The following is an 11344-nucleotide window of genomic DNA, read 5'->3' as shown; positions in this document are numbered from 1 at the left end:
CCCTCGTATTGGGTATTGGACAGGCTGACCAGCTGGTCAAACAGTTGACGGACTTCGTAGGACGTCGCCTCGCGGTCCGATTCGGTCATGGTGCCGGTGGCGCCCTGCTCGGCCAGCCCCTTGAGCCGGATCAGGATGGTGCTGACCTGGAGCATGGACTCGTCGGCCAGATTCAGCCAGCCTTTGGCCGTGCCGATGTTGGATTGATACTGGGTGATGGCCGAAATGGAGTCCCGGTAGTTCATGACCTGGCCGGTGCCAATGGGATCGTCCGAAGGCTTGGTGATGCGCTTCTGGCTGGAAGACTGAATGTTCAGATCCATCAGCCGGGACTGCGTCTCCTGAAGATTGTAAAGAAAATCAGTATACTGACTGCGCAATGATACGCGCATGACCGCCTCCTAGGACTTAAGCCCCAACAATACCTGCATCATGGAATCCGCCGTGGTGATCAATTTGGCGGCGGCGGTATAGGCATGCTGGAACTTGATCAGATTGGTCATTTCCTCGTCCAGATTCACGCCACTGACCGCTTCCTGTTGGGCCTTCAAATCCGATGCCAAAGCGGCATTGTACTCACGATTGAACTTGGCCGTGGAGACCTCAGATCCGACCAGGGCCACCAGGGCGGAATAATATTCACCCAGGGTCTGCGACGAGCTGCTCATGGATGACGTGACGATCTTGACATCGGTTGTCTGCAGGGCGGCAATGGCCGAGGCGGTGGTATTGTCGCCGCTGTTCATTTCTCCGGCGCCATTGACGTGTCCGGCATTGATGAACGAGGCGTTGCCCACGATCGCGGCGTTGAGAGCCAGGGTGTCCGCGTCCGAGCCTTCAAAAAAAGTATTGATGCCCAGGGCTGCCAGCAGGCCGCTGGAATCCGACCCAAAGGCGATATCATGGCCGTTGGCGACCGTGAGCTGCAATCGTCCGTCGCTGATCGTGGCCGTGATGTCGCCGCCAAGGGAACTGTTGAACACTGCGGCCACGTCTTGCAAGGAATGCTCGCTGGGATCGAAATTGACGACGCCGGGAGGCGTGATGGCTGAAAAATCCAGGCTGCGCGAGGACTCCAGCGCCCCGGTGGTCTGGTTGTACGTGTGAACGACGACATTGCCGGTGGCCAGGCGGTCACCAAACGCCAACCCCGCTTCCCGGCTCCCCAGCGCCTCGTCCGAGTCCAGCACCTTGTACGTGCCGGTGACTTCCGAGAACCGCTCCAAGCCCGCGCCCTGGGAGTGCAGCCGGTTCACCTCCCAGGCCAGACTGGACGAAAAGGCGTTCATCTTTTCGATAAAGCCTCCGACGCTGGCGTCGCGGAACTGAAAATACCCGGTCAGACCGCCACCGGTCAGACGCCGTTCGTTGTCCTCCCCGTTGGCCAAGATCTGCGGAGTGATGTTCATCTTGGTGGACGAATTTTCGTACCAGAACAGACTTTTCTGGGGCAGAACCTGAAACCGGTCGCCCTCTCGCAACAATTCGCCGGAGCCGGAATCAAAAGCCAGGGAGCCCTTGCCATCGGGCAGCAAGGCTCCCTTTTCGGTGGTCGTGAACACGCTGACGCCGTTCGCGTCCTTGAGCCAGGTATTCCCGCCGTCCAGCGAGACCTTGTACGTGGCGGCGCCAACGAGGCCGGGATCAACGATCTCCACCGTGTATTCGCTGGAACTTTCCCCATCGAAGGAGATGGTGCCATCGAAGGTCGAGGTCTTGGTCAGATCGGCGATGGCCTGGGGAGCCTCGAAGGCCAGACGAAAAACCTCGGTCCCATCGACCAGGGTATGCCCGGCCTTGGTCAAAACGGTCACGTTGCCGAGGCCGTTGTCGATGTAGGTGATATCCATCTTTTCGGCCAAATCCCGGACCAGGGAGGCGCGCTCGTCGCGCAGGCCATTGGCGTTGTTCGTTCCCGACGCCTCGATCGTCGCGATCTGGGCGTTGACGGCGGCGATACTCGACAAAATGCCGTTGATGTCCTCCACTTCCCGGGAAATAGCGTCATCCGCGGCCAACTGCATGGCTTGCAGGCCATCCTCGGCCGTCTGGATAGCGCTCTCCAACGCCGAAACGTGTCCCAGCAACTCGGCCCGGACGCTCCCATTGCGCGGGTCCCCGGACAGGGTTTGCCAATCCGCCCAGAACTGCTCCAACGCGGAGCCGATCCCCTTGGTCGTGGCCTCGCTCAGAATCCCCTCCACGCCCTGCAAGTTCTCGTGAAGCGTGGCCCACCGCTGCTCCTCGGCGCTCTTGGTATTGTACCGGGCCTCGATGTATTCGTCGAAATAACGGATGATTTCGGCCGCCTGGACACCGGTTCCCAACTGGCCGGGGGAAAACTGGATGTATTGGCCATCCTGAAGCACCACGGCCTGCCGGCTATACCCCTCGGTGTTGGCGTTGGAGATATTGTTGCCAACGACCTCGATGGCGGTCTGACTGGCAAAAAGGGACTTCTTGCCGATGTCGAACAGACCGGTCACGCCTGGCATCAGAGCCTCCCGCGCACCAAGGCGGCCGTGGTCGGCCGGTTATACCAAGTCCCCTTGGCCGTGTAGGTGTTGCGCTCCCGGGGGGCGACCTTGTTCTGGAAATGACGCAGCAGTTCGCCGCTTTGGGTCCACAGGGCCATGGCCAAATCGGCGTTGATGGTCGCCTGGCGGGCGCTCGTTTGTTCGAAATCGCTCAGTCTGGCCAGCGTCGTCTCCACGCCGACCCGGGCTGTCTCGTCCAGGGTATCCAGATATGGACGCAGCTTGGCAAAGCCTCCGGCCCGCAGAATGCGGAGCAAGAATTCGCGTTCGCGCACCAGCTGCCGAATCAATTCCTGGATGGTCAGCTCCAAAGCCGCGACCTGATCGGGCTTGCTCGCGCGCAACAAGGCATATTCTTCCTGCAAGAGGATGGTCAGAAGCTGCGAGCCTTTTGTTTGGCGGGTCAGACTGTCGGTTATGATCTCAAGCATGGCGCACTCCATGGATTTTTTCGTCTCTCCGCCCGGAAATTTCTTCCCGGTGGATCCTGTTCAGGACATGTTGTGCAAGTTTTTGGCCACCGCCGTGGCGTGACCCCGGAAGAGGTCACGCACGGGGTTCACATCCGGTCCGCCTCGTCCAGGCTCACGGCCTTCAAGGCATTTTCCAACTCGGACAGGGAAACCTTGACCGCGTTCGCGGCCACTTCGGGCTTGGGCGACTCCGGAGCCCGGCCGCCCACGATGCGCTGGGCCAGGAGCTCGGCCTGATGTTGGGCGGTCTGCGCGGCCAGGGTTCCGGCCTGGACCCGTGGCGAGGCGGTCTGGGCCAGGGCGGACGTATCCAGGGGCAGCAGCGGCGTGGACGAGGCCGTGCCCTTGCTGGCCGCGGCCAGACGTTCGGACAGGCTGGCCCGGAGCATGTCCCCCAAGCCAATGCCTCCACTCCGGGCCATCTTCACCGACAACTCCTGGTCGAACATGGACAGATAACTTTCCTCCTCCTTGGAATGGAGCAGGCCATCCTTGGGCACGGAGGAACGCATCTGCTTCCAGATCTGGCCGATGAACACGGCTTCGAAATCCTGACAGGACTTCTCCAGCTTGGCGTCCTCGCCCTGGCCCGGTCGCAGGCGGGAGCGCAGCTCCTGCAAGCGCAGTTGCAGATTTTGGGTCGTGTCCGTGTTGGCCAGGGCAGGGGTGGTCATCGTGTTCTCGCTCATGGTTCCTCCGGCGCTAAAGCACTTCAAGCTCGGCGTGCAGGGCTCCGGCGGCCTTCATGGTCCGCAGGATGGAAATAAGATCGCGGGGCGTGGCGCCGATGGCGTTCAAGCCGTCGACCAGTTCCTGGATGGAGGCTCCATCCATGAGCACGAGGCGCCGCTGCTCTTCCCTGACGCCCACCTGGGTCTGGGGAGTGACCACGGTCTGTCCGGGAGAAAACGCCCCTGGCTGGGAAACCTGGGGCTGCTCGGACACGACCACGTTCAAATTCCCATGGGATACCGCGACCCTCGACAGGGAAACATTGGCCCCCAAAACCACGGTTCCGGTCTTTTCGTCCACGACGACCTTGGCCCGCGAATCCGGACTGATCTCCAGATTCTCCAGGGAGGCCATCAGGGTGACGATATCGCCCTGATATCGGGGCGGCACGGCCAGGTTGACCGTGGCCACGTCCCGAGCCTGGGCGAATGTTCCGCCCAGGGCCCGATTGACCGCGTCCGCCACGCGCTTGGTCGTGGAAAAGTCCTCGCCGTGCATGTTTATGGTTACATTCTGCTGGTCATTGAAGGTAAAGGGCACGCCGCGTTCGATGATCGCGCCGCTCGGAATGCGGGCCACGGTGGTAATGTTCTTCGTGGCCTGGGTCGCGTCGCCGCCGGCGGAAAAGCCGCCCACGATCAAGGGCCCCTGGCTCAGGGCATAGACATTGCCATCCACGCCCTTGAGCGGCGTCATCAGCAACACCCCGCCCAGCAACGAGGACGCGTCGCCCATGGACGACACCGTGACGTCCATCCGCGCGCCGGGTCGTGACGAAACCGGCATCTTGGCCGTGACCATGACCGCGGCCACGTTCTTGGGCTTGATCGAGGCCCGGTCGACCTGCACGCCCATGCTGTCGAGCATGTTGGCCATGGACTGCATGGTGAACGGCGCGTTCTTGTCCCCGGTTCCGGCCAGACCGACAACCAGCCCGTACCCGACCAGATCGTTGGAGCGCACGCCGCCGAAATTGGCGATATCCTTCAGCCGCACGGCTCCGGCCGACGCGGTCAACCCAAGTCCCAGGACCAGGGCGCACAGGGCCGCGGTCGCGTAGCGATACAATCTAGAATGGCCAAACATTGTCGAGTATCCTCGCAAGCCACCCGGGGCGCTGCTTCTCGGCCAGGACGCCCTCGCCGTACAGCTCGATCCTGGCCTCGGCCAGGCTGGTGGATTTGATGGTGTTGTCGGCGTCGATATCCCGATCCCGGGCCACGCCCTGGACCAAAACGATTTGGGTCTCGCCGTTGACCCGGGTTTCGCGGGCACCGACCACTTCCATCAGCCCGCCGCCCAGGACGCGGGTCACGCGGGCCGCCACGGTGGTGGAAATGGAACTTTCACGTTTGGTCTCGCCGTCGCCCTCGAATTCGCTGGTGGAACTTGTCCCGATCAGGCTGCCGCCAACCTCGGCCCCTGGAATAAGGGGCAACTTGTCCCGACCCAGAAACGAACTGACGCCGTAATCCGAGGAGCTTTCCTTGTCGGCCGTGGTCGAGGCCTTGTTCTTGGCCAGGGTCGTTTCCACCACCCGGACCAACACGATGTCCCCGACGCGCCGTGCCCGGGCATCGGCGAAAAGGAGATTGGCCCCATCCGGGTCGTACAAAGACCCCGGATTGTCGGCCGGAGACACCCGTTCCTGAGGCGGAGGCGTGATCACGGCCGCCGGCATGGATGGCCGGCTGGAGGCCCGGCATCCGGCCGTGGCGATCACCAGGGCCACGATCATGACATATTGAAATTTCATTGTTCCTCCCCCTATTGTGTCCGCACGGTGTTCGCGTCGAGCACGCGCGCCGCGACTACCTTTCCGCTTTGCATGTTCCGGACCCGGATCACGCTTCCGATGCTCCCATCCTCCAAACTTTCCGCCGGAACGCTCAATTTCAAGGTCCGGCCCTCGTACGTCAGGGTCACGGACGCGCCCTTCTGGATCACGGGAATGGGCTCCACGGCGTCGGCGTAAATGACCTGGTTCGTGCCCACGGCCGAGGTCACGCGCAGGGGCAGGTCCCGGCCATCCCAGGGCAACCGGGGCAGAAAGGCCAGATTCTTGCGGGCAAAGGTCACCAATTCCGGTTCCAGGATGTTGCCCCGATTCAAAACCCTGGCCGCGCAGGGCACGGTTTTCCAGACATCGACGAAGACAGTGCCCGTGAATGTCCGCGCCACCTTGCCGGATGCGGTCACGGCTTCCAGGCGCAGACTGGTCCGTCCCGGAGCCAGGGGCCCCACGGGCGCGATCCGGACCTGAACCGGCGCCTTTTCCGGAACGAAAAGATGATCCGGCAGGCGATAATCCCGAATGACCACCTCGCCTTCGAGATGCGCCAGACTCTGTGTCAAAACTTTGTCTACCAGGGGACGCACGCCCAGACCGTCAATAACCTGACCGCCCCGCTGTACCTGGACCCGATCCGGAACCACGATTTCCGGCAAATCCGGCCCAAAACGCGCCATGATCAGATCCCGCAGTTTTGGACCACTCAAATTGGCCCGCGCCCCGTCGAATTTGGGCGCGGCCAACAGGGGCTCGGCGCCGATCCTGGCCAGGACGCCGGCCGCCTCCCCGCCCTCGGCCCGGACCAATTGCCCCAGGCTGATCACGGGTCCGTCCACGCAGACCGCCGCCGCGACGAATAACCTGCCCTCGGCGCCAGCCCAGACAGGCAGGGCAGTCGTCACGAAAAGAAAAAGAAAAACCAGACGGACCATGCCTACCTCTTGAGCTGGTTGGCGATCTGGAGCATCGAATCGGCGGTGCTGATGGACTTGGAATTGGCCTCGTAGGCGCGTTGTCCCACGATCATGTTGACCATTTCCTCCACGATCTCGACATTGGACATTTCCAGAAATCCCTGGGCCAGGGTGCCGGCCTTGTTCTGGCCAGGCACGCTTTCCACGGCCTCGCCGGAGCCATCGGTCTGCACGTAAAGGTTACGACCCTCGGCCTTGAGACCGGCCGGATTGACAAAGGTATAGATGGGAATGTCCGTGGCCGCCAATTCGGCGCCAGCCTTGTCCACGCAGGTCAAATGCCCGTCCTCGGTGACGACGATATTCTGGGTCTCGGCTGGCACGGCGAACTCGGGCTGCAGCGGATGGCCGTTGTCGGTGACGATCACGCCCTCGCTGTTCAGCTTGAACGCGCCGTTGCGGGTATAGGCCTCCTCGCCGTTGCGATCGATACGGAAAAAACCGTCGCCCTCGATGACGATGTCCAACTGGTTGCCCGTGTTCTGGAAATCGCCCTGGGCGAACAGCTTGTGCACGGACACGGGCCGCACGCCCATGCCGATCTGCATGCCCACGGGCAGTTGGTTCCCGGTCTGGTTGGTCGTGCCCGCGATCTTCATGTTCTGATACATGAGATCCTCGAACTCGGCCCTGTTTTTCTTGAAACCCGTGGTGTTGACGTTGGCCAGGTTGTTGGCGGTCACGTCCAGGTTCATCTGCTGGGCGATCATGCCCGAAGCGCTGGTCCACAATGCGCGTATCATGACTATCCTCCTTGCGGCTCAACCAGTGGCGGCCGACTCGTCTCCACGGCCAAGCCTAACGGGGCGCGCCCACTTCGGCGATGGCCTTCTTGTCCTGATCAAAAGTGCCGGTGATCATTTTCTGGTAGGCCTCGAAAGCACGAATGGCCTCGATCATGTTGACCATTTCCGTGACGACCTCGACGTTGGCCCCTTCCAGATACCCCTGCTCGATGGTCGCGTCCTGGGCCGGAATGGTTTGCGCCCGCGCCTCCGGACTGATCCGCATCAAGGAATTCCCCATTTTTTCCAAAACCTTGGGATCCTCGACCGTGACCAGGGAAATGACATCGATCTGCTCTCCATCCACGGTCAGGGTTCCGTCATCGGCCACGACCAGGGTGCCGCCCTCGGGAATCTGCAAGGGACCGCCATCGCCCAAAAGCCGGTTGCCATGACCGTCCACCACAAACCCCTCGCTGGACCGATGGTACACGCCCTGACGGGTCAAAAACTCGCCCTCCGGGGTTTGAACCCGAAAAAAGCCCTCTCCGGAAATGGCCAGGTCCAGGGGATTGCCCGTGGTCTTCAGGGAGCCTTGGGACAAATCCACGACCCGCTCCGCGATGCGGGATTGGGCCAGGACATGCGCCCGGGGCCATGGCACCTTGTGGTCCAAGGCCTGGTTCGGGTCGAGCAAATCATGGGCGTACCGGCGAAATGTATCCCGAAACGCCAATTTGTCGCCCTTGAAACCGGTGGTATTCACGTTCGCCAAATTATTGGCGATAACATCCAGCCGGTGTTGCTGGGTCAACGCTCCGAATGTGGCGCTGTAACTGCTTTCTTGCATGGAAGGTCCTCCTTGTCGGCTAGTCTTTAGCACATTGCATGCCAGCAGACAGGCCGTGTCCGAACCGCGACGGCAAGGGCTCAAAAAAACACTTGACGTCACTCCTAGATCTCGTGCAAGGGAACCGATTGCAGAGCGGGTGTAGCTCAATTGGCAGAGTACAAGCTTCCCAAGCTTGGTGTTGCGAGTTCGATTCTCGTCACCCGCTCCACTCCTGTATGTGGTCATGCTGATATTTCGGTAGCTGATGAGGGGTGGGCCTTTTGGTGGTCCACCTTTTTTTTTCCGGTGGACAAATCATGGACAAAAACGAAATTCACGCCCGTCTCCTCGACATGGTGACGCCGCTGTGCGCGGCCCGCGACCTCGAGGTCTGGGGCATCGAACTCCTTTTTGGAGCGGGTGGACGGCACAAGATCGTGCGTATCTATCTGGACTCGGCCACGGGCGTGGGCATCGATGAATGCACGGAAATAAGCCGCCACGTCAGTCTGGCCCTGGACGTGGACGACATCATCCCCGGCGCCTTCACCCTGGAAGTCTCCTCGCCCGGCCTGGAACGCCAGTTCTTCACTCCGGACCAGATGCATCCATATATTGGTCGGGACATCCGCGTGCGACTGGCCACGCCCCAGGACGGCAGAAAAAATTTCAAAGGTCGCCTGATATCCCTTGATCCGCCCGCGTTCACCCTGGCCATCGACGCCACGGAATTCACGCTACGCTGGCCCGACGTGGCCAAGGCCAACCTCGTCTACGAACCCGACGACCAGGGCCGGCCCGAAAAACGCTAGACATCACGGGACAGACGCCTTTCCCGACAAGAACGGAGGACGTTCATGAATTTGGAACTCAAGAAAGCCATTGACCAGATCAGCAAGGACAAGGGTATTGACCGCGAAATGCTGATCGACACACTGGAAGAAGCCATCCGGGCCTCCGTGACCAAAAAATATGGCGACAAGATGGATATCGAGGTCACCTTCAACGAGGACACCGGCGATATCGAAGTCTATCAGTTCAAGACCGTCGTCGAGGAGGTCTTCGACGAGGACACCGAAATCACCAAGGAAGACGCGACGAAACACGATCCCAACGTGGAACTGGACGACGCCATCGGCTTTCGCCTGCAGGTCGAGGACCTGGGACGCATCGCGGCCCAAAGCGCCAAGCAGGTCATCATTCAGCGCATGCGCGACGCGGAACAGGAAATCATTTACGACGAGTACAAACACCGCAAGGGTGAAATCGTCAGCGGCATCATCCAACGCCGCGACCGCTCCGGCTGGATCATCAATCTCGGCCGGACCGAGGCCCTGCTCCCCAAGGACAAGCAGATTCCCCGCGAACGCTTCCGCCAGGGCGACCGGGTCGAGGGGCTGATCATCGACGTCCGCAAGGAAGGCCGGGGCCCGCAGATCATCATCACCCGCTCCGACCCGGAATACATGGTCGCGCTCTTCCGGCGCGAAGTGCCCGAAGTCGCCGACGGCACGGTCAACATCATGGGCGTGGCCCGCGACCCCGGCCTGCGCGCCAAGGTCACGGTGCTGTCCCAGGACTCCAATGTCGATCCCGTGGGCGCCTGTGTCGGTATCCGTGGTTCGCGCATCCATAATATTGTCCAGGAGCTGCGCGGCGAGCGCATCGATATCGTGCTCTGGAGTCCGGACATCGCCACCTACGCGGCCAACGCCCTGTCTCCGGCCCGCATCTCCAAAATCGCCATCGACGACGAGGAGAAATCCCTGGAAGTCATCGTGCCCGACGACCAACTGACCCCGGCCATTGGCAAGAAGGGACAAAACGTCAAGTTGGCGGCCAAGCTTCTGGGCTGGAAGATCGATATTTTCACGGCCAGCCGTTTCAACAAGGTCCACAAGGACCGGCAACTCCTGGAACAGGTGGCCAGCGCGGCGCAAGTGTCCATCCTGGATTTCGCCGAGGCGGGATTCGATTCCCTGGAAGCCCTGGCCTCCTGCTCCAATGAGCAACTATTGGAAATTCAGGGCATCAGCGAGGAAAACATCGGCGCCTTGCGCGGCGCCCTGAACCTCCTCGCCAGCCAGGGCACGGACGAGACCGATGACGGCGCCCCGGAGCCGGACGACACGGAGTCCGGAGACGACGCCTAGATGCGGACCCGCGACGACCAATCCGCGCCGACCTCCGGGCCGGTGCGGATGTGTGTCATCTGCAGGCGGCGTTTTCCAAAAAACGAACTAGACCGATTTACCTGCCCTGTTCACGGCGAGCTCACACTGACCGCGGACATCTCCGGAAAAAAACCGGGACGGGGCTTTTATCTGTGCCGCGATGCGGCGTGCCGGAACAAATTCGAGCGATTCAAGGGCTGGCAGAAGAAATGCAAGGGGGGTTGGGCATGACCACTAGACTACGAGTAAGAGACCTGGCCAAGGATCTCGGAATCTCCAGCAAGGATTTGCTGAACATACTGCGGGAACTCGACATCGAGGCCAAATCCACAACAAGCGGCTTGACCGAGGACGAGATCGACCGGGCCAGGAAACACCACCAGGAAAAGATGGACGCCCCGCAACCCGTTGAATCCCGCGCCGCGACCGGAGTCATCGTGCGCAAGCGGCGTCGGGACGTGCCCAAGAAGACCGCGGACGACACGCCGACCGCCGAAGCCGAGGCAACGCCGGCCGCCGAAGACCAATCCAACCAGGACGCCGAGCCCACCGAACGCCCCAAGCGCACCCGGGAACGCAAGAGCCAAGGCGCGGTCATCATCACTCCGGCGCGCATCATTGCCGAGCCGACGCCAGCCACCGAGGACGTCGCGCCACCCGAGCCCCGCGTGGAAGCCGAAATCCAGCCCGAGCCCCAGCCCGAAGCACCCGCGGAAGCGCCGATCGAGGCGGAGGTCGCGGAACAGCCCCAGCCCCAGGCCGCGGATGAAACGGCCGCGCCATCGACCGAGAGCGAGACCTCGACCGAGGACCACAAACAGGATCGCAAGAAGGGACGGAAAGCCAAACCCGCGCCCGCCCCTGTCCAGGTCAAGATCATTTCCCGGCCCAAGATCGTTGAATTTCCCGATACCCGCGCCGCCGATGGCACGCCCGTCCGGCCCATGGGCCCGGCGGCCCGTCCCGCCCCGCAGCGTCCGGGCGGCCCGGCCGGTCGCCCCGGCGGTGGCTTCCAGCGTCCGGCGGACGCCGGCCGTCCAGCTCCGGCACCAGCCCCGGCCACGGATTCACGCGGCAAAAAGAAAAAAGGCCGCCGCATGGTCGA

The 11344-nt window shown here is 61.9% G+C and carries 12 protein-coding genes, 1 tRNA gene and 1 pseudogene; 5 read left to right on the top strand and 9 right to left on the bottom strand.

Features of this window, described 5'->3' with window-relative positions:
• The 9 genes and pseudogenes from EOL86_08385 to flgF form a co-directional block, all read right to left on the bottom strand.
• A partial coding sequence (locus EOL86_08385) for a flagellar biosynthesis protein FlgL (protein NCD25591.1) occupies positions 1-392 on the bottom strand: 392 nt, incomplete at its 3' end.
• Positions 393-401: 9 nt separating this feature from the next.
• Entirely contained in the window at positions 402-2495 is a 2094-nt protein-coding gene (gene flgK, locus EOL86_08380) for a flagellar hook-associated protein FlgK (protein ID NCD25590.1), read from the bottom strand.
• Positions 2495-2980, bottom strand: a complete 486-nt coding sequence (locus tag EOL86_08375) for a flagellar protein FlgN (GenBank protein ID NCD25589.1) — start codon at positions 2978-2980, stop codon at positions 2495-2497. The genes flgK and EOL86_08375 overlap by 1 nt, the downstream gene beginning before the upstream one ends.
• Before the next feature lie 413 nt (positions 2981-3393).
• Positions 3394-3699, bottom strand: a pseudogene (locus EOL86_08370) (hypothetical protein).
• Between the two features lie 13 nt (positions 3700-3712).
• Positions 3713-4828, bottom strand: coding sequence for a flagellar basal body P-ring protein FlgI (locus EOL86_08365; GenBank protein ID NCD25588.1), 1116 nt, complete (start codon positions 4826-4828; stop codon positions 3713-3715).
• Entirely contained in the window at positions 4812-5498 is a 687-nt protein-coding gene (gene flgH / locus EOL86_08360; GenBank protein NCD25587.1) for a flagellar basal body L-ring protein, read from the bottom strand. The genes EOL86_08365 and flgH overlap by 17 nt, the downstream gene beginning before the upstream one ends.
• 11 nt (positions 5499-5509) lie before the next feature.
• On the bottom strand, positions 5510-6466 hold the full coding sequence (flgA, locus tag EOL86_08355; protein ID NCD25586.1) for a flagellar basal body P-ring formation protein FlgA: 957 nt from the start codon (positions 6464-6466) through the stop codon (positions 5510-5512).
• A 2-nt stretch (positions 6467-6468) separates the two neighbouring features.
• On the bottom strand, positions 6469-7251 hold the full coding sequence (gene flgG / locus EOL86_08350) for a flagellar basal-body rod protein FlgG (protein ID NCD25585.1): 783 nt from the start codon (positions 7249-7251) through the stop codon (positions 6469-6471).
• A 55-nt stretch (positions 7252-7306) separates the two neighbouring features.
• On the bottom strand, positions 7307-8083 hold the full coding sequence (flgF, locus tag EOL86_08345; GenBank protein NCD25584.1) for a flagellar basal-body rod protein FlgF: 777 nt from the start codon (positions 8081-8083) through the stop codon (positions 7307-7309).
• Positions 8084-8218: 135 nt separating this feature from the next.
• On the opposite strand from flgF, the gene EOL86_08340 reads away from it, so the two are divergent.
• The 5 genes from EOL86_08340 to EOL86_08320 all read left to right on the top strand — a co-directional run.
• A tRNA-Gly gene (locus EOL86_08340) sits at positions 8219-8294 on the top strand.
• 88 nt (positions 8295-8382) lie between these two features.
• On the top strand, positions 8383-8877 hold the full coding sequence (locus tag EOL86_08335) for a ribosome maturation factor RimP (protein NCD25583.1): 495 nt from the start codon (positions 8383-8385) through the stop codon (positions 8875-8877).
• A 45-nt stretch (positions 8878-8922) separates the two neighbouring features.
• The gene (nusA, locus tag EOL86_08330) at positions 8923-10218 is read left to right on the top strand and encodes a transcription termination/antitermination protein NusA (protein NCD25582.1); all 1296 of its coding nucleotides are present in this window, start codon (positions 8923-8925) and stop codon (positions 10216-10218) included.
• A complete protein-coding gene (locus EOL86_08325; protein NCD25581.1) occupies positions 10219-10470 on the top strand; it encodes a YlxR family protein in 252 nt (83 codons plus the stop codon). It begins immediately after the preceding gene.
• The coding region (locus tag EOL86_08320) for a translation initiation factor IF-2 (GenBank protein ID NCD25580.1) at positions 10449-11344 on the top strand (896 nt) is incomplete at its 3' end. The genes EOL86_08325 and EOL86_08320, both read left to right, overlap by 22 nt.

The sequence above is a fragment of the Deltaproteobacteria bacterium genome, from assembly GCA_009930495.1.
GTDB lineage: Bacteria > Desulfobacterota > Desulfovibrionia > Desulfovibrionales > Desulfomicrobiaceae > Desulfomicrobium.
The sequence above is the reverse complement of the archived record's forward strand: the minus strand, read 5'-3'. Positions and strand labels throughout refer to the sequence as shown.

Bases quoted from the DNA above. Each gene is read 5' to 3' on its own strand.
- flgG (NCD25585.1), bottom strand. From the start codon at position 7,251: ATGATACGCGCATTGTGGACCAGCGCTTCGGGCATGATCGCCCAGCAG.
- flgK (NCD25590.1), bottom strand. From the start codon at position 2,495: ATGCCAGGCGTGACCGGTCTGTTCGACATCGGCAAGAAGTCCCTTTTT.
- flgH (NCD25587.1), bottom strand. From the start codon at position 5,498: ATGAAATTTCAATATGTCATGATCGTGGCCCTGGTGATCGCCACGGCC.
- flgA (NCD25586.1), bottom strand. From the start codon at position 6,466: ATGGTCCGTCTGGTTTTTCTTTTTCTTTTCGTGACGACTGCCCTGCCT.
- flgF (NCD25584.1), bottom strand. From the start codon at position 8,083: ATGCAAGAAAGCAGTTACAGCGCCACATTCGGAGCGTTGACCCAGCAA.
- EOL86_08325 (NCD25581.1), top strand. From the start codon at position 10,219: ATGCGGACCCGCGACGACCAATCCGCGCCGACCTCCGGGCCGGTGCGG.
- EOL86_08375 (NCD25589.1), bottom strand. From the start codon at position 2,980: ATGGAGTGCGCCATGCTTGAGATCATAACCGACAGTCTGACCCGCCAA.
- EOL86_08365 (NCD25588.1), bottom strand. From the start codon at position 4,828: ATGTTTGGCCATTCTAGATTGTATCGCTACGCGACCGCGGCCCTGTGC.
- nusA (NCD25582.1), top strand. From the start codon at position 8,923: ATGAATTTGGAACTCAAGAAAGCCATTGACCAGATCAGCAAGGACAAG.
- EOL86_08335 (NCD25583.1), top strand. From the start codon at position 8,383: ATGGACAAAAACGAAATTCACGCCCGTCTCCTCGACATGGTGACGCCG.